Origin of the sequence: Sphingopyxis sp. USTB-05, assembly GCF_023822045.1 — a bacterium.
Taxonomy (GTDB): Bacteria; Pseudomonadota; Alphaproteobacteria; order Sphingomonadales; family Sphingomonadaceae; genus Sphingopyxis.
Window position 1 is genome coordinate 2399841 of the sequence record NZ_CP084712.1, and the last position, 17782, is coordinate 2417622.

The following is a 17782-nucleotide window of genomic DNA, read 5'->3' on the forward strand; positions in this document are numbered from 1 at the left end:
GCTCCTTTGCTGTTTCATGACCAATGCGCCGCGGCTATCGTCGTTCCCGCCCGTGCCCGCGCGCGCGGCTCTCCGTCCTCGTCTATCGGTAATGGCCGCACCGAGGCCTGAGGCCGTGATCGCGTTGAGGGCAGCCTCGACAATTTTCCAGAATGGCGGCGACCGTGCGGCCCATCTTTGCAACCTTTCTTCGCCAACTGCATTTCAACGGCGCACGGGCTTCGACGGTGATCGGTCGGTCTGCCGCCGCCATGTGCATCGCTTCGCGTATCGCCGCGGCTGTTCGATCCCACGTCTCAGTCGAATTGCCGTCGGCGTACGCATCCAATCGTCGTCCGGGCCGCTCCCCTACGTTGTCCGAAGATCGGCGCGCATATCCGGCTCAACGACATATCGCTCAGCTTGGCCGTCGGAGTGTGCTACGCGCCTAATGTTTGAGGCAAGCGGATGCTGCAATCGAATCATCGGATACACGGTCAGCATTTTTTCTGTTTCGGCATAGTCACGCCGGGGTCGTTCCCTCCCCACTTCCCCCACTTCGCTCGAATAGGCTGACCGGTAGCAATTTTCCTTTGCGCGTTCATGAAGATTCGAGGTTGAGACGTGCGATGCTGCACGCGATCCGCAGCGGTGCGCGCGATGACGCGTTCCTCACCGGTTGCGCAGCCGAGCGCCTGAGCGCTGCCTGGATGATCGGAGGTCGGTCGATGATATTGCCGGGAGCGTTTTCTGCGCCAGGTCGTTCGTATCCGCATGCAGCTTTGCCGCGATATAAACCTGGATCGGCCGAGCTTCCGCGATAGCGGCCACACGTCGCTCAGCCGTGAGACCGACATGGCATGAAACTCTCGCGCGCCTCGGAAGACCCGGCGAAAGTGGGCAATGTCGGCTCCTCGAGAGCCGCGCACCGGATTGCCCTTCTCTATGCCTTGCGTCATCGACGCCTGCCCGACTTGCTCAATCCAACGCGCTTCACCGAGCTCGTCCAGCTCCGCAAATTGAATGATCGGTCACCGTTGCAAACGACGCTGCTGGATAAGCTTGAGGCAAAACGCTTGGCCTCGAAGCAACTCGGCGCAAACTGGATCATACCGACGCTCTGGCAGGGCCAGATGCTGCCGCGCTTCATTCCGTTCGCTCTCCCATCTATCGTCAAAGCGCGTCATGGGTGTAACCAGTATCAAATCCTGGAGACGTTTCCGGATTGCGAACGCTGGAAGCAGGTCAAGCGAGCCGCGCGCCGGTGGCAGCGCCGGGAGTACGGCCGCTGGCTCGACGAATGGGCTTATCGCAATGTGCCTCGTGGCGTTTTCGCCGAGCCGTTACTCGGCGGCGCACGTCCTCTCCCCATCGACTACAAGATCTACGTCTTCGGCGGTGCCGCGACGCACGTCCAGGTACATTTGGGGCGCGGTGTCCGTCACCGCTGGATATTGCATGACCGCAACTGGCGGCAGCTCGTGCCTGCCGCCGATCGACCTTCCAGACCCTCCTCCCTCGGGGCGATGCTGCAAGCTGCAGAGACGCTTGCCGGGAACCTAGCCTTCGTTCGGGTCGATTTTTACGAAATCGACTGCCAACCGCTTTTCGGCGAGTTTTGCCTTTATCCCGGCTCTGGCCTGGATCCGTTTGCCGCCGACTGGATCGACGTCGAGCTGGGAAGGCTTTGGAAAGATGCGTTGGAGAAATCCGGTTCCCCAGCAGCCAGTTCGCCGGACGCAAAGCTCGCGCGGCCCACTGGGTATGATCCTTTCCAGATTTGATTCTACATGAGAATTCGGCAGGCCGGCGACGCCAGCCGCCCATTGGAGAGATCGGGTCCCATTCGTCGATGCGTTGACGTCGCAGCGCGACATATTGCGCCCAGTTCGGGAACTTGCCCCCACTCCATGCGTCGGTTCGGCGGGACGGGGGGTTGCCTCCCTTCCCGGCAACCTGCCCGCCACCCTCAACAAATGGAGATGGATCATGGACAGGTTCGACGACCGCACCCCGCTCTGGGATTATAGCGACAACAGCAGCCCCGACACCGGCGCATCGCCGGGTCGCTACAACCGCGGCCGCGCAGAGGATGCGTCGCGCGCTTATGTGGCGATCGAGGAAGACGAGCGCGCGCAGCGCCGCCCGCGCCGCGCCTATCGCGAGCAGGAATATCGCCGCGATAATTGGGAGGATGAGCGCGCGGGCGACTATCGCCGGCCGGTCCGCCGCGCTGAGCGCTCCGATTGGCCCCGTTACGACCGCACGCCCCGCCGCGACGCCTATTACGATGCTGCCGGCGAAGCCCGAGGCGAGGATCGTTCGCGCGGCGGTAACTACTGGCCGAGCGAGTTCGGCTATCTCCCGGTCGAGGGCTATTCGCCTTACGGCAAATATCCGCGGACGCGCAGCCCCGATTATGACCCGGACGAACGCGGCTTCCTCGACCGCGCCGGCGACGAAGTGCTTTCCTGGTTCGGCGATCGCGACGCGCGCCGTCGCCGGGAACTCGATCATCGCGGCCGCGGTCCCAAAAGCTATATCCGCTCCGACGAGCGCATCCGCGAGGACGTGAACGACCGTCTTACCGAGGATGTCTGGATCGACGCCTCCGAGATCGAGGTCAGCGTCGCAGATGGCGAAGTCACGCTCTCCGGCACGGTCGAGGATCGCCGGTCGAAGCGCCGCGCCGAAGATGTCGCCGACGACGTCACGGGCGTCAAACATGTGCAGAACAATCTGCGCTACAGCTCGGGCGTCGTCAGTCCCAAGCTCGATTGACCCGGCAAGCCGACAGGAAGGGGCCGCTTTGGCGGCCCCTTCTTGCTGCCCGCGCTCGGCGGCACCGATATTTTCAACATGAATTCCCTGTCGGAACTCGCCCAAGGCGCGTCGAGAGCGGAAGCTCATCGTCATTCCGAGTACGCCGCCAGTATGACATCGGAACCAACCGCGACCGGCGCGCGCTTCACCCCGGCGGGGTAAAGGAGACGATATGCCCCCGATTACCGCTACCGCGATCAATTGCTCGCTGTCGGCCCGTGGCCGCAAGAGCTCGACCGATGCCATGCTCGCGGTGCTTACCGAACATTTCGAGGCGGAAGGCGTCCGTGTCGGCAAGCCCATCCGTATCGCCGCGCGCAGCATCAAATGGGGTGTCACCTCGAACGAGGGTGCTGGCGACGAATGGCCGAGGCGATCCTCGCCTCCGATATTCTCATCTTCGGCACACCGATCTGGATGGGTCAAGCATCAAGCGTCGCCAAGCTTGTGATGGAACGAATGGATGCCTTCCTGTCGGAGACCGACGACAAGGGGCGGATGCCAAGCTTTTCGAAAGTGGCTGTTGCCGCGATCGTCGGCAATGAAGACGGCGCGCATAATGCTTCGTCGCAAATCTTTCAGGCGCTGAACGATGTGGGATGGACGATTCCCGCCGTGGCCGCCTGCTACTGGGTCGGTGAGGCGATGGGTTCAGTCGATTTCAAGGATCTTCAGCATCGCCCCAGCAAAGTACCGAGACCGCCAAAATGGTGGCCGCTAATGCCACGCATCTTGCCCGACTATTGAGGGAATCACCTTATCCTAGCTGAGCAGGTCGATCGCGCGAGCCGTCCGACCTCCTATCCTGCTGCCTTGGCCCGCACATGCTACGAGACAATCAGCAAGCGCTCTTTGGCGCGTTAACCGCTTGTGGCCATTTAAGAACGGTCCGGTTTTGGCGGGAGACCGAGAGAGGCGGACATCCGCGGCGCGCCGGATAGCCACGACCGGAAGCGACCGATTGCGGACACCGGCTTTGTATGTATCCTCCACTATATGTTTGGGGAGCGACCGATGATCGGGAGGCGGAAGGCAATCACAGCGGTGGCGTGCGCCACGTTTATGCCGGGAACGGCAATGTCTTGTCAGATATCATCGCCTCGCCCAGACCCTGTATTTGATAGGCAGGCGCAAGAAAAACGTTTGAGACTCGTCGAAAGGTTTTTTGAGAAGATCGGTCAAGCGGGGTCGTTCGAAGAAATCGAGCGCTCGACCGAGAGCATGCGACGGGCCAGTTTTCGGTGGCCCGCTCCGCAACCGTTCCAACTGCTGGAAGCCACGCCAGTGGGCGATCTGGTGATCGCGCGCGCACGAGGGATTGAAGCCACGCCCGAGAATGAGTGCAATCCGTTCGTCACGGTCCACGCTTATTACTCGTTCCATTTCGACCAAGACCAGATCGCTCTGATGAATATGATTAGTTATGGCGCTCTGTGGCCGGCCCAAGAGATACCGGAGGCTATTTTTCTGGAACGAGACTAACTCGCTCTTGAGCAGCCGACTGTTGCATCCGCTTGCCATCCCATTCAGCCACCTGTTCGCTGCGAGCCAGCGCCGACGCTTGACCTGGCCGGTAGCAGACGGGCGGATTCAAGACCAAATTTGCTCTCAGCGGACGTTTGGAGGGCGACCTGAACTCATAACGCACTGCGAGCACCCGAACTCCCGCTACCGCACGCCCCGGTCGGTGGTCCCGACAAACACGAGCGGCGCCCAAACCGCCGGAGACGAGGTATCGTCTTTTGCGCGAAGCGCCAGTATCGCCTGCCGGAACGCAGCCCCCGGAGCGCCGGGATGCTTTTCGATGCCTGCAAAGAGATGCGTGACGATTTCGGCCCCGGCCTCATCGTCGAGCGGCCAGTGCGACACCAGAAGCGAACCCGCGCCAGCATAAAAGAAAGACTGCGCCAAGCCCGACAGCCCGTCCGCTTCGGCGCTGCCGTTCGAACTTGCCGTGTTGCACGCCGACAGTACGACGATATCCGCTGCGAGCTTCAGTTGCGCGGCTTCCGAGGCGGTGAGAAGACCATCGTCCCTGTCGGACTGCGCCCCCGCTAATGGCGGCGTGAAGACGAGACCCGGCTCGCCATCGAGCCCCGTCTCGCTCGCCAGCAGACCGTGCGTCGAAAAAAGGACATAGCGTGCATTGGCCAGCCCGGGATTCGACTTGACCGATCCCTCGGTCGCCGCGGAGCCCATAAGAGCAACAGTCTGTCCAGGATCGAACATCGATCGCACGCCCTCGATCTCGCGGCGCGTGCCTGGAAGCGAAGGCATCGCCATGATCCGGGCCGGGTCCGCTATGCCACGCTGGAACAGTTCCGAATATTCCACGATACCCCGGTCGTCGCCTGGATGACCCTTGAGCGCCGGATCGCCCGCAGCGAACAGGATCGTCTGCGATGACGGACGATTGCGTCCGGGTCCAGGGCCGCAACCGGCCGGGCGATCACCCGCAGGCCGAAGCAGGCAACGCAACGAGTAAAGGCTTGAAACCGACGGCAGCGTCGAAATCTCGTAACGATCAATCAGAAATTGCGGCTTCTGCGTGTCGGCGCCGGCTGTGACGAGCAAGGTCAACGGCAGGCTGCTCAGCGGACCTGGCGTCACGGTCATCAGACGTGTTGCGCCGCCGAGGGACGTTTCGATGGGCGCAATGAGCTCCTGATACAGATTGCGCGCAAGCTGCTCGTCGAAATTGTCGACGCTCCCGGCCCAGCGCTCGCGAAGGTCGCGCTTGATCTGACCGCGCAGCCGCTCAACGCTCTTCGCCAAGGCATCGCGGGTCAGGGTCGAACGATGCCATGTAAATCCCGAGAGCGTCAGAACAAAGACCGACGTGCCCCGCTCGTCAGAAAGGAAGAAGAGAACGGCCTCGTCCTTGTCGAGCAGCGCCTGCACCCGTTCGGCGGCGATCGGCCGAGGCTTGACGAGCTGATCATAGGCGGGGTCGATCGCGGCGATCTCCTCGGTCGACATCTCGTCCATCACGGCATCAACGTCGCGCAAATAGAATCTTCCGAGCAACTCGCGATCGGTATCGGGGCTGCCGGGAACCGATAGCCATTGCGCGATCTCGCGGTTGAGCGACGCAACGCTCGCGCGCACCTCCTCGCGGAACCGCTCCCTTTCCGCGACCGGGCCGTCGCTGCGCGATGTGCGTGCCGAAACCTTGGCGAGTGTCGCCGCGGTCTCGCCGATCGACGACCATTGGGCCGCCTCGAACGCTTCTCCGCGCGTGAGCGAGCTCGCCGCTTCGGGAAGAAGGGCGCCGAGCAGTCCCTCAAAGACGGGACGGTAGCGCCGGACGGCGCGCACAAGCCCCTCGGTTGTGTCGGCCGCCTCGACCCGCGCCACCGCGCCTGAGACGGCCTGCCGATATTCGGCCGCGGCATCGGCGCGCTGCGCCGGATCGAGTGCGAGGATGGCAGCGCCGCGCGCCGCATGCGCATCGATGCGCCGGTCGTCGCTCCTGTCCCAGGTCGTATCGACGACCGGCATTGCCTCGGCGAGAATCGGGGCGCCTTCGTTAGCGCGCCCCTCAGCGACGAGCGCAGCGCCGAGCCGGGTCAGAAATTCGAGACGCGACGCGCCCCGCCCGCCGCGGAGCAGGTCCGGCTCGGCATCGAAGCGCGCCACCGCCTTTGCCATGTTCCCGCTCCGCGCGAGAAAAGCGATCTCGTCGCGGGCGAGGCGACCCCGGACTGCCGCCCAGTCATCGGGGTCCCATCCCTCGCCGTTATGCTCGCGTTCCCATTCATACCCGGCCGCCGCCTCGACATAATCCGCAGCGCCACCGGCCGCTTCGCCCGGCACCAACGCCGCAACCGCCAGAAAATCGGGGAGCGCGCGTTTAGCTTCGGGGGAGCCCATCATTGCCAACGTCGAGAGCAGGCTGTCGGCGGCGGCGAGATAACCGCGCGCCTCCTCATTGCGGCCCTGCAGCGCAAGGTTGCGGGTCAGCCGCAGGAGCGACATGCGGAGCGCCGCATCGGAGAGCCGCTCGGTTCCCTGGAACTCCATTGCCCGCACGATGTTGTATCGCAGCCCGTCCCGCAAAAACTGCTCGCCTTCCACCGGCCGGCCGTAGAGCGTCAGCATCTCGCCAAGGTTGCCGAACGCCGACGCGAAGATCGGCCCATCGAAGCCCTTTAGCCTGTTCACCTGGGCGTGAAGGAGGCGCGCGGTGCGAAGGGCCATACCTTCGCCCTTTTCGTCGCGATCGAAATCACCATGATCCACCGCCCAGGCGGTCAGCGCATCGCTTTGCAAGGCGAGCAGTCCGACGCAAGGATCGGACCCTTTGCCCGCGACGCAAGCTTCATGCTCGCGGCGTGCCAAAGTCATCGCCTCGTCATAGCGTTTGGCGGCGAGCGCATCGTTCAGCTCGGCACTCGCGGGAACGGGGTCGACGGACAGCTTGGCGGAAACCTCGGGCGCGGCCAAGGCAAGCGCCGCGAAGAGCAACCATGATTTGCACCGGATCAATTGCACGCCCCCTGCCCTAGCGCGACCCCTGACCGACCTACCGCGGCGCGCGGAGGACGCAAGCAAGATCGCTGCGCCTTACCGGCCTCGCGATCGCCGCCTCGGGCGCCAAAGCAGTTTTTCGAACACCCGCAACCGATATGTGCAAGCTAGGCAGCGGCAGACGGCTACATTCCGGGTACGGCTCCGCCCGTCAGCGCTTCTTGCACGCAGGCCTGCTGGAAAGCGCGTGCGGCGCCCGGATCGGCGCGAGCGAGCGCCGTGACCGCCGACGTGGCCGCGGCGCGGCGTTCCTCGGAGAAATCCTCCGTCCGGATGTTCCACCAGTCGCGCACCTGCCAGCTCGGCCCCGATACCTGTCCCTCGGCGGCGAGCTGGCCGACGAACATTTCCACATGCGCGCGGCAGACGGCCTCGTGGGCGCCGCTCTCGCTGCCGGATGGCGCCCAAGCGGTCCGCTGCGCGCGTTGCGCGCGGTAGCGCGCGAGCAGCGTGCGGCCGTCGATTGCGGCCACATGCTTCACCTGCCGGGCTGGATCGCGACGGCAGATCATTCTCAGACTATGGTCTGCAAGGTCGTTAGCCGGCTTCGCGGCCTCACCCTCGCCGAACGACCGCAGCTTCGCGCCTGAACTCGAGAAGGCGGCGCCCCCGAGCAGCTGCGACTTGAGCGTAAGGCAGTCGGCACGATAGGTCGCCGTCGTAAACGCCGCGCCGTCGGCATCATCCTGCGGCAGCGTGAAGGCGGCCGCGAAATCGAGCGTCGCGTTGCCGCGGTCGACCCAATGGAGATCGAAATATTTGGCGCCGTTCGGACCCAGTGTGTCCGGCACGGCAACGGCAACCCCAGCTTTCGCAAGAAGCGCTTCAAGCTCTTTGCCGAGCGCCTTGGCTTCGTCATCAGAAGCCCCTGCCAATGCTAGCCGATACTGCCCCTCGGCACCATCGGGCAAGCCGAGCGCGACGTAAGCGCGTGCCAGATCGCGATGCCACTCAGGCAGGATCGCGAGCATATGATGGCGCGGGGCCACCAGCGTTTCGAGGATGCCCGCCGCTTCGGCGGGGTGACCCGCGTCGATCGCTTGCGCTGCGATCCGAGCGGCGGCGGCATCCCTGTCGGCCTGGCTGCCGTCAACGGCTGGAGGCACGGAAGCACCGACTGCCACGGAAGGGCCGATGACCGCGAGGAGGAACCCGGCGATGACATGCCGGCAATGGGTCGCGCCTCGCTTCGCCTGATGCCTCACAAGGTGAGCCTTTTTCCCGCCCGGCTGCGGCGCATCCATTCTCATCACCGATCCCCCATGATCGTACTGCCCTGGTTCCCTCACCCGCGCCCGCTTCTCGCATCGCGGGCCGACAGAACAAAAAGATCGGAAACCTTTCATTGGAGCAAGCTGATTCGCCTGTTTTGCGGCGAGAACTCCCGTGCAAAAAAATCAGGCCGGATTTGACGTGAGCGCTATCGTTTTGCTGCGCAGCGACTAGCCTTCGCTTCCTTCATCGCTCACTTGCGATATTGCCATTGATACTCGGGAATATTGCCCTTGCGAAGGAAAGCGGCGGTCCAGAAATTGATCGTCAATCCCGGCTTGCCGCCGTAGGCTGCCGACTGCACGAAAGCGTGGCCAGGACAAGCTATGGTGTCCGACCGCGAGGTGTCGATCAATTCCAGGCATTGTCCGACGAACCGTGCCGACTTGGGTCCAGTCGATTCCACGCCCGTGATGCGAGCGATGACGGTTCCAGCAGGTGCCGCGATCTTCTTGAGGTAGGGATCAGCGGTGTCGTTCTCCACGATAGTCACAACGCCATTTGCCACTGACAGCTTGATCTTGTGGTCAACGCCGTACCATTCGCCATCGATCGCCTTGACCGGATTTGCCGGCAAGTCAGGCACCGTCTGAGCCTGCGCCGGTACTGCCATCAGCGCCAACGCCACCATCATATTCGCAGTTCGCATCTGTTTTCCCCCGTTACAGGATTGAGGCTGCAGCATTCCGCCCAGCCTGGCAATAGCGGCGATCATTGAAAGGGTCGCAGCGCTTCCTTCGACACACAATTTGGCCCGTCGCCTCCCATGAGCGGCGAACGGTTGGCCGCATCCAATGCTCCTCCGCAACCTTTTGTTAACCTCGAAACCGCATTTTTGCCGCGGGGGGCACTCATACGGCAGCAGCCGAGCGAATGGAGAGTTCGCAGTGCTCGAATTTACGACGAGGCCGACATCGGTCGCCGGGCCGGTGGGGCCGCTGACAATCGACGATCTGCCTTCATCGACGGCAGGCTATTGGGTCGCGCGCCGCAAGGCGGAGTTGCTTGCCGCGATCGATGGCGGACTGATCGGGCTGGCCGACGCCTGCGCAAGATACCGCCTCAGCGGCGAAGAGCTGGAATCGTGGCGCCGCACTATCGACCGCGCGGGCATAGCCGGTCTGCGCGTGACGAAGGCACCTCGCCCGCGGCATCAGACTGTCGGATAGATTCTTCGCCACCGCCCGCACCCCCACTGCGTGCGGTGTCCAAGGGGACGGCGCGAGCAGACTGGTCCCTCTCGCGCCGTCCTTTCACATCAGCGGCATTTCAGTTCGCCGCGATCGATAGCCCGCCCGAGCAGCCCGCCGCCGGCCGCGCCGATGATCGTGCCGACCGTGCGATCACGCCCGCCATCGAGTTCGCGCCCGACGAGCGCACCGACGGCGGCGCCAATGATCAATCCGGTCGTGCCATTCTCGCGGCGGCAGTGGTAGCGGCCATCCTTGCTCCGCCAAATGCGATCATTGTGCGAAATGCGGCGAGGCTCGTAATAGCGCCCATATCCGTCATAGAGGCCACGATCCTTGGCGCGCTTGCCGTGCGCCGGCGCCCAGGGCGGCGGATCCGCCAGCGCCGGGCCGGCGGGAACGGCGAGCGCAGCGAGGACCGCAGCGGCGATATATTTTTTCATGACCCGTCTCCTTCAATCAGGCACCGGACGTAGCGGCGCGCAGCCGAACACCGGCTGAACAAACCGCATGAGCGGCCGATTGCCTACCGAACGATTCCTATCTGAAGCAACCGGTGGTCGACGTCCAATGCGCGCCAGGGCAGCTCTTTTGGCGCAGCGGTACAATAATTACCCGGCCCTCGACATTATCTGCGCCGTGCGACCCAGGAGACCTCGTCCTTTCAGGAAACCGAGATCTTCATCTGACGCCCGCACGGTTTCGGCCGCGCGGGCGTCTTTTTTGGCGCTTGCCGGTTGGCGATTGGAATGGCCGATTGGGTCGGGCGGCTTTCAACTCCAATTCCAGATATGCGGACATTCCGTCGCAGTACGACAATGCCGTGGCCCCTCGTTTCTTGGCGCGGCCTGATCGGTACACTGCGCTAGATCAATCTCGGACCTTTCTTCCGATCCCATTCGACAGCATTCGGTCCACCGGCATTTTTTGCGCGGGATGTCACAGCGGAAGAATCCCGCTCGTCAGGCATGGTGACGCCGATTTTGGCTCAGGAAGAAAGGAAGATCAGATGAACCGGTTGAATTGGTCCGAAGTGGCTCCCGCTGGAGCGAAGGCGCTCTACGGTGTGCACCATTATGTCACCACCAGCACGGGCCTGCCTGAAGAACTGATTCACCTCGTCTTCCTCCGCGTCTCGCAGATCAACGGATGCGCTCACTGCATCGATCTGCATACCCGGGACCTTCTCAAGACCATGCCGATCGACAAGATCGCGCTGCTTCCGGTGTGGCATGAAGTCCCGCATCTGTTCCCAGACCAATATCGCGCGGCTTTGGCCTGGGCGGAGGAAGTCACGCGTGTCAGCGAGACCCACGCTTCCGACGAGGCCTATTCAGCAGCAGCCGAGGCATTCGAGCCGAAAGACCTCGTGGACCTGACGATCGCGATCGCGGCGATGAACGCCTTCAACAGGCTTGGCGCACCATTCCGTCTTCCGGTTGCGGTCAAGCCCTGAGGCGCGAGAGCTGCTCCCTTTTTGGCGTCGCGGTACAATATCAGGTCTACCAGCGAAGCTAGGCGCGCCATGCGACCCAAGAGAGCTCTTCCTTTCAGGAAACTCAGCTCTTTATCTTACGCCCGTCCGATTTCGATCGGGCGGGTGTTCTTTTTCGGCAAATCGTTCGTTGTGGCCGACCGGAGACAGTCTGCTGATGGCATCAGAATGCAAGGAGCTGCCATTAGGTCCGTTGCGGCAGATTGCAGCTCCGGCTTCGTTGGCGAGAATGGTCAGCCACGGTCCCGCGGTCTGGACAATTTACAGGTGCGACACTGCAAGTGCGCTTGGGTGCGAGGTCGCAACGTCAGCCGTTGAGGCATTGACCGAGACCGGGGGCTTGGTTTCTGAAGTGCAACAGGCCGTTTTCCCACCGGGCGATTGAAACGATCATTCCTCGGCAGCACCGAAGTCAGACGGGCGTCGCCGAGCAGAATTTTCATCCCTGTGCGCCAGCGCCTGTGCGATGCGATCGAGCAGGTCGGCCCGGCGATAGGGTTTGCCAAGCACGTCACGCTCGCTGCGAAGTGGTCCTTCGACGACTAAGTCCTCGTTATAGCCCGTGGTCATCAACACGGGCACTTGAGGTGCGAGCCGCCGGACTGCTTCCGCGAGCGCAATGCCATCCAGGTTTCCGGGCATCACCAGGTCGGTGAAGACTAGATCCACCATGTCGGTGGCAAGCAGGCGCTCAAGCGCCACGAGACCCGCGTCACCATTCTCGGCGACCGTTACGCGATAACCAGCGTCCTCGAGATTTTCGCGCGCCAGCGCGCGGACTTCGGCATCGTCTTCGACCAGGAGAATATGGGCCTCGCCGCGTTCGACAGACTTTTTTGGACCCACAACCGGCACATCGGGTTCGTCAGATGTGGAGACCGGGAAAAGAATGCGTACGGTGGTGCCCTTGCCGACCTCGCTCTCGATTTCGAGCCGCCCCCGCGATTGCAGGACGAAGCCGCTCGCCATCGCGAGGCCCAGCCCTGTCCCCTTCCCGGTAGCCTTGGTCGTGAAAAACGGCTCCACCGCCCGCGCGATCACATGCTGCGCCATGCCTTCGCCCTCGTCGACTAGCTCGACCGAGATATAGTCACCCGGAGAAAGTCCCCGGGCCGGTGCATCGCCGTTCAGATGGACCTTCGCCGTTGCAATCGTCAGGACGCCACCTCCCGGCATCGCGTCGCGCGCGTTTAGCGCAATATTGAGGATCGCCATTTCGAGCTGCTCGGGATCGACGACCGCCTTTGGAAGGCCGCGCCGGAGCGACAGGTGCAGTTCGATGCGGCCGCCGAGCGAAGCCTCAAGCATGTCGGCGAAGCCATTGATGCAATCGTTCACATCGACAGCCCTGGGCGTCAGCCTCGTCTTGCGCGCAAACGCGAGGAGCTGGCCCGTGAGTTTGGCGCCGCGCTCCGCTGCGCCCCGCGCGCGTGCCAGATAGCCTCGCTGCTTTGCATCCTCGATACGGCTCCCGAGCAATTCGAGGTTGCCGTTCACGACCTGAAGCAGATTGTTGAAATCATGCGCGAGCCCGGCGGTGAGCTGACCGATTGCCTCCATCTTTTGGGCCTGCTGCGACGCCTGTTCGCTCTCTCGCCGCCGCGTCACATCGAGCTGGCTTGCGAAGAAATGCAGAAGCTTGCCGCCAGTGTCATAAACCGGTCCGATAAAGACCGCATTCCAGAACGGCGTCCCATCGCGCTTGTAGTTCAATATCTCGAGGGCGATCGATTGGCGGTTCGCGACTGCAGACCGGAGGTCCGCGACAAGCTCGCGATCGGTTTGCGGCCCTTGCAGGAAACGGCAGTTCCGCCCGAGAACCTCGGTCTCTTCATAGCCGGTCAGATCGAGGAAGGCCTTGTTCGCGAAGACGATCGGATTATCGGCAATGTTCGGATCGGTCAGGATCATCGGCATCCTGGTCATCTCGATCGCGGCGAAGAAGATATTGCTTCGCTCGTCGAGGCCTGAATGGGTCAGCGTGGTTTCGCGTCGATGATCGCCAAGAGTGGCCCCAGCCGAAGGTTCGGTCCCGCTCGCTCCGGCGTCGAGCTCCTCATGATCTGTCACGCGGTCAACAGCCTCCATCTCGCCCGCTTACCGGGCGGCTAACATCGTGATACCCATACGCCCCCGTGCCGATTTTGTTGCACCGTAGCGTGGCTCTTGCCGGAACGAAATCGTCCCTATGACGTTCATCCGCGGGGAAATTGTCAAGGGTCGGCCAAGGTGGCGGATCGTCCCATGCGAACGGGAGACGCATGCCACGGTCCGATCAGCTAAGCCGCGAGGAATTGCTCGAGCGTCAGGCATTTCAACTCGCCCTGCTTACAGAGCTGCGCGATCTCGCGGACCCCGTGGCGATCCTCGCGGCAGCGGCCACGCGGCTCGGCACTCATCTCGGCGCGACACGGTGCGGATTCGCTTCGAACGCCGGCGAGGCCGGCATGAGAATCGCGTCTGAATGGACGAAAGACGGCGCGTCGCGCAGCGGCGAGGTTTCACGATTGCAGGGAGCGACGAACGGCGAGCTCGCCCAAGGTGACACCGTAGTCACGACGGGACACAAATCAGATGACCATTCGCGGCACGATATTGCGGCACAGATTCTCTGTCCCATGACACGCGAAGGCGTGCTGGAATCGGTGCTTTACGTCGAAAAGGACGCGCCGCACGCATGGACGACGGGCGAAATCGCGCTCGTCGAGGATGTCGCGCTTCGCATTCGCGAGGCGGTCGATCGTGCGCGCAGCGACGCGGCGCTCAAGGCCAGTCGCGAAGAACTCGAGCTCGCGACACGCGCCGCCGAGCTTGGTCGTTATGATTATCGCCCGCGCGAGATGAGTCTATCCTGGGATGACCGGTGCCGTGCACTCTTCGGGATGTCATCGGGAGTTCCGGTCAGCTACGAAAGCGCATTTCTCGCCGGCCTTCACCCTGATGATCGCGAGCGCGCAAACCGCGCCGTCGCCGCGGCTCTCGATCCCGATGGAAGTCACCGGTTCGATGTCGAGTATCGCACGGTCGGCATCGAAGACGGGGTTCTTCGTCACATTCGTGCGCAAGGCCTCGCATTTTTCGACGGCCGAGAGCCTGTTCGGCTCATCGGCACCGTGCAAGATGTTACGCGCGACCGCGAGGCCAGCGCCAAGCTGCGCGAGGTCGAGGAGCGCCTTCGTCTCGCGGGACGCGCCACGAACGATGCGATCTGGGACTGGGATTTTCGCACCAATCATGTGACGTGGAATGCCGCTCTCGAAAGCGCTTACGGTCACAGGCCCGACGACGTTGTGCCGACCGGCGAATGGTGGCTTGCGCAGATCCACGCTGAAGACCGCGCGCGGATCGATGCGAGTATCCATCATGTGATCGACGGAGGCGCGAGCGATTGGACTGACGAGTATCGCTTTCGCCGTGCGGACGGCAGCTACGCCGACATTCTCGACAGGGGCTATGTCATTCGCGGTGAGGATGGCGCGCCGATCCGGATGGTGGGCGCAATGCTCGATGTATCGGCGCGCAAAGCGGTAGAGCGCCAGCTTCAACAGGAGCGCATGCGGCTGGTCGAAGAGGTCAAAGAGACCGCAGCAGAGCGTGACCGTGCCGAAGAGGCGCTCCGGCAGTCTCAGAAAATGGAAGCTGTCGGCCAGCTCACAGGCGGCATCGCGCATGACTTCAATAATCTGCTGACCGGCATTTCGGGGTCGCTCGAAATGATGCAGATCCGCATCGCTCAGGGTCGCGTCGCAGAGATCGACAAATATTCGGTCGCCGCGCAGGGCGCGGTCCGGCGCGCCGCTGCGCTCACGCACCGCCTACTCGCCTTCTCGCGCCGTCAGACGCTCGATCCCAAGCCGTGCGACGTGAACCGGCTGATCTTCGACATCGAGGAATTGGTGCGCCGAACGGTGGGCCCCTCGATCACGGTGGAGACGGTAGGAAAGGCGGGATTGTGGACGACGCTGGTGGACACCAATCAGCTCGAGAACGCCATTCTCAACCTGTGCATCAACGCGCGCGACGCGATGCCCGAGGGCGGACGGATCACGATCGAGACGGCCAACAAATGGCTCGACGGACGCGGCGCAAGGGAGCGCGATCTCGAACCCGGCCAATATGTGTCCCTCTGCGTGACCGACACCGGGACGGGCATGACCGACGAGGTCGCCGCGCGCGCTTTCGATCCCTTCTTTACGACCAAGCCGCTTGGCGAAGGAACAGGCCTCGGCCTGTCGATGATTTACGGATTTGCGCGTCAATCGGGGGGACAGGTTCGTATCTACAGCGAGGTCGGGATGGGAACGACCATGTGCATCTATCTTCCGCGCTACATGAGCGCTGAGGAGCCCGACACGGTCGATCCCGATCCGCCCGCGCCAACGTCGATCGATGGCGCCGGGCCGGCACGCGGCAATGTGCTGGTCGTCGACGACGAGCCGACGATCCGCATGCTCGTCGCCGAAGTGGCCGAGGAATTGGGCTATCAGGTTCTCGAGGCGTTCGACGGGCCGAGCGCGATGCGGGTCCTGCAGGCAAAGGAGGCCATCGATCTTCTGATCACCGACGTCGGTCTACCTGGCGGCATGAACGGACGGCAGATAGCCGATGCCGCTCTCAGCCTTTGCCCTAGCCTGAAAATTCTTTTCATCACGGGCTATGCGGAGAATGCTGTCATCGGAAGCGGGAGGCTCGCGCCTAACATGGCGCTCATTACCAAGCCTTTTGCGATGGACGCGCTCGCGCACCGGATTCGCGAAATCATGGCTTGAATGCGCTCATACATACGTGTTGCTCGCCCAGCCGCAACGCTGCTTCGATGCCGCTGTGTAAGGGTGCGCTATAAACTGCGCTGCTCGCCGCCTCCGATTTTCCAGATATAGCGCGACGGCATTTCGCTGTCATCGAACGAACTGCGTTTCTTGCGGCGCCGCTTGGCCGCTTGCCGTCGGTCTGCTTCTGGCACAATATTCGCTAAAGCGGACAGGCAAAGAGGCGGAGCCTCTTGAAGCGCCTGCTGGCTCGTCAATACGGGATAGGCCTTCTATCCCAGCCGTAGAACCCGCCGCTATCCGTTGACGATAGCTGATCGATGACGCCTAGAATGTGCATCGCGCTATTATTCGCACTAAAGAGCGATGATTCAGCTACTCGCGCCTGAAACGGCTCCGAGAGCGGCGTGTCGACTGTTCCGGGGTGCAGTGCCGCGACTATCGCTTCCGGATTGCTGCGGCCGAGCTCTATCGCGAAGCATCGCACCAGAGCATTGAGCGCCGCCTTGGAAGCGCGGTAGCTGTGCCATCCGCCAAGTCTGTTATCCGCAATCGAACCAACGCGAGCAGAAAGAAATATGGCGACGGCCCGGTGTCTTCGGCCGAGCAGTGGAAGAAAATGCTTTGCGGCGAGCGCGGGCCCGATGCTGTTGACCGCGAATACTTCGGCCATAACCGATGCATCGAGCTGCCGAAGGCTCTTTTCAGGACGGATCTCAGCCCCGCGATGCAGCAGCCCCGTCGCCACGATCAACAAGTCGAGCGCGCCATCCTGGGCAATTTGGCGACCTGCCTCGGCAAGCGTGCCGTCGTCCAATATGTCGATCGTCAGCGTTGTCACATCGGGATGACGCGAAGCATCGGGCCGCCTGGTCCCGGCATAGATGCGGTCAAATCGGCCCGATGCGACAAGTTGCTCGACAAGCGCGGCGCCGATACCGCCGCCACTTCCGATCACCAAGGCGCGCTTGCCGTTCAAATGCCTGCTCCTCACGGCCACAAAGCCGGTCCGGCTGCCTGAAGCTTAAACGGCGGCGGCGCGATATCCCATATGCCTCAAAGGGAAGCTGGAGCGGTGCCTAGAAGCCGGCCTCGACCGCGAGCCGGATCGCATCGGCCGTGGTCTCGACGCCGAGCGCGCGCAGCAGCGCAGCGCGGTGCATCTTGATCGTCCGCTCCGACAGCGACAGCGTGAAGGCAATCTGCTTGTTGAGCTGTCCGCTCGCCATCAGCTTCAACACCTCGCGCTGCCTCGGCGAGAGCGCCTCAATATGGGCGCGCGCTCGCGTGCTCCGTCCTCCAACCGCCTCGCCGGTCTCGTCGACCTCGATTTGCGAGCCGAGAAAATATTCGAGAGTGCCGCCGGGGCCAAAGATTGGCGCGACCAGCACGGCATTGCGGAAGGGCGTTCCGTCTTTCCGGTAGTTGAGGATCTCGACGAGCGCCGGCCTCTGCTCCCGGATGGCGGCGCGCAAGGTCTCGGTCAGTTCGGGCTCGGTGCCCTGCCCGGCGAGAAAGCGGCAATTGCGTCCAAGAATTTCCTCCGGCCCATAGCCGGTGAGCGCCGAGAAGGCAGCGTTGCACTCGACGATCGGATTGTCAGGCAGACGCGGGTCGCTGATCACCGCGGCGATCGGGCTGGCCGCGATCATTGTCTTCAATGACATAGTATCTGCCTGCTCTCCCCTGGGTGCCCCAAGGGACATGTTGCGACACTTCCCCTC

14 protein-coding genes and 1 pseudogene are annotated in these 17782 nt (G+C 62.9%); 9 read left to right on the top strand and 6 right to left on the bottom strand.

All coding sequences use genetic code 11. The features are described from left to right. Positions 1–839: 839 nt before the first annotated feature. From KEC45_RS11100 to KEC45_RS11115, 4 genes and pseudogenes are all read left to right on the top strand, one after another. Positions 840–1763, top strand: a complete 924-nt coding sequence (locus KEC45_RS11100) for an ATP-grasp fold amidoligase family protein (protein WP_252170997.1) — start codon at positions 840–842, stop codon at positions 1761–1763. Positions 1764–2397: 634 nt separating this feature from the next. After that, positions 2398–2733, top strand: a pseudogene (locus KEC45_RS11105) (BON domain-containing protein); the annotation flags it as partial. A 432-nt stretch (positions 2734–3165) separates the two neighbouring features. After that, positions 3166–3549 (top strand): flavodoxin family protein, encoded by a 384-nt coding sequence (locus KEC45_RS11110; RefSeq protein WP_252170998.1) that lies wholly within the window; start codon positions 3166–3168, stop codon positions 3547–3549. 396 nt (positions 3550–3945) lie between these two features. After that, a complete protein-coding gene (locus KEC45_RS11115; RefSeq protein ID WP_056350203.1) occupies positions 3946–4284 on the top strand; it encodes a hypothetical protein in 339 nt (112 codons plus the stop codon). Positions 4285–4470: 186 nt separating this feature from the next. Here KEC45_RS11115 and KEC45_RS11120 read toward each other — a convergent pair whose 3' ends face one another. Continuing rightward, positions 4471–7296 (bottom strand): CHAT domain-containing protein, encoded by a 2826-nt coding sequence (locus tag KEC45_RS11120; RefSeq protein WP_152682328.1) that lies wholly within the window; start codon positions 7294–7296, stop codon positions 4471–4473. A gap of 309 nt (positions 7297–7605) precedes the next feature. Here KEC45_RS11120 and KEC45_RS21970 point away from each other — a divergent pair, with 309 nt between their 5' ends. Further along, positions 7606–7770, top strand: coding sequence for a hypothetical protein (locus KEC45_RS21970; RefSeq protein WP_083435727.1), 165 nt, complete (start codon positions 7606–7608; stop codon positions 7768–7770). Between the two features lie 533 nt (positions 7771–8303). Then, the gene (locus tag KEC45_RS21975) at positions 8304–8744 is read left to right on the top strand and encodes a hypothetical protein (protein ID WP_152682327.1); all 441 of its coding nucleotides are present in this window, start codon (positions 8304–8306) and stop codon (positions 8742–8744) included. Positions 8745–8797: 53 nt separating this feature from the next. Here KEC45_RS21975 and KEC45_RS11130 read toward each other — a convergent pair whose 3' ends face one another. Next, entirely contained in the window at positions 8798–9319 is a 522-nt protein-coding gene (locus KEC45_RS11130) for a hypothetical protein (RefSeq protein WP_152682326.1), read from the bottom strand. Positions 9320–9491: 172 nt separating this feature from the next. Between KEC45_RS11130 and KEC45_RS11135 the strand changes: the two genes are divergently transcribed. Next, positions 9492–9773, top strand: a complete 282-nt coding sequence (locus KEC45_RS11135; protein WP_062179441.1) for a DUF1153 domain-containing protein — start codon at positions 9492–9494, stop codon at positions 9771–9773. Between the two features lie 89 nt (positions 9774–9862). On the opposite strand, the gene KEC45_RS11140 is transcribed toward KEC45_RS11135, so the two are convergent. After that, positions 9863–10237 (bottom strand): glycine zipper 2TM domain-containing protein, encoded by a 375-nt coding sequence (locus tag KEC45_RS11140; protein WP_058538768.1) that lies wholly within the window; start codon positions 10235–10237, stop codon positions 9863–9865. A 566-nt stretch (positions 10238–10803) separates the two neighbouring features. On the opposite strand from KEC45_RS11140, the gene KEC45_RS11145 reads away from it, so the two are divergent. Next, positions 10804–11250, top strand: a complete 447-nt coding sequence (locus KEC45_RS11145; protein ID WP_062179438.1) for a carboxymuconolactone decarboxylase family protein — start codon at positions 10804–10806, stop codon at positions 11248–11250. Positions 11251–11679: 429 nt separating this feature from the next. On the opposite strand, the gene KEC45_RS11150 is transcribed toward KEC45_RS11145, so the two are convergent. Further along, entirely contained in the window at positions 11680–13359 is a 1680-nt protein-coding gene (locus KEC45_RS11150; RefSeq protein ID WP_252171000.1) for a histidine kinase famiy protein, read from the bottom strand. A gap of 191 nt (positions 13360–13550) precedes the next feature. On the opposite strand from KEC45_RS11150, the gene KEC45_RS11155 reads away from it, so the two are divergent. Further along, positions 13551–16058: a PAS domain-containing protein gene (locus KEC45_RS11155; RefSeq protein WP_252171001.1), complete on the top strand. Its 2508-nt coding sequence runs from the start codon at positions 13551–13553 to the stop codon at positions 16056–16058. A 253-nt stretch (positions 16059–16311) separates the two neighbouring features. Here KEC45_RS11155 and KEC45_RS11160 read toward each other — a convergent pair whose 3' ends face one another. Both KEC45_RS11160 and KEC45_RS11165 read right to left on the bottom strand, forming a co-directional pair. After that, on the bottom strand, positions 16312–17037 hold the full coding sequence (locus KEC45_RS11160; RefSeq protein WP_062179430.1) for an SDR family NAD(P)-dependent oxidoreductase: 726 nt from the start codon (positions 17035–17037) through the stop codon (positions 16312–16314). 100 nt (positions 17038–17137) lie between these two features. Continuing rightward, positions 17138–17725: a PAS domain-containing protein gene (locus KEC45_RS11165; protein WP_252171002.1), complete on the bottom strand. Its 588-nt coding sequence runs from the start codon at positions 17723–17725 to the stop codon at positions 17138–17140. Positions 17726–17782: the final 57 nt, after the last annotated feature.

Coding starts and splice junctions, on each gene's coding strand:
- KEC45_RS11100 (WP_252170997.1), top strand. CDS start 840: ATGAAACTCTCGCGCGCCTCGGAAGACCCGGCGAAAGTGGGCAATGTC.
- KEC45_RS11110 (WP_252170998.1), top strand. CDS start 3,166: ATGGCCGAGGCGATCCTCGCCTCCGATATTCTCATCTTCGGCACACCG.
- KEC45_RS21970 (WP_083435727.1), top strand. CDS start 7,606: ATGTTCCACCAGTCGCGCACCTGCCAGCTCGGCCCCGATACCTGTCCC.
- KEC45_RS21975 (WP_152682327.1), top strand. CDS start 8,304: ATGATGGCGCGGGGCCACCAGCGTTTCGAGGATGCCCGCCGCTTCGGC.
- KEC45_RS11130 (WP_152682326.1), bottom strand. CDS start 9,319: ATGATCGCCGCTATTGCCAGGCTGGGCGGAATGCTGCAGCCTCAATCC.
- KEC45_RS11140 (WP_058538768.1), bottom strand. CDS start 10,237: ATGAAAAAATATATCGCCGCTGCGGTCCTCGCTGCGCTCGCCGTTCCC.
- KEC45_RS11145 (WP_062179438.1), top strand. CDS start 10,804: ATGAACCGGTTGAATTGGTCCGAAGTGGCTCCCGCTGGAGCGAAGGCG.
- KEC45_RS11155 (WP_252171001.1), top strand. CDS start 13,551: ATGCCACGGTCCGATCAGCTAAGCCGCGAGGAATTGCTCGAGCGTCAG.
- KEC45_RS11165 (WP_252171002.1), bottom strand. CDS start 17,725: ATGTCATTGAAGACAATGATCGCGGCCAGCCCGATCGCCGCGGTGATC.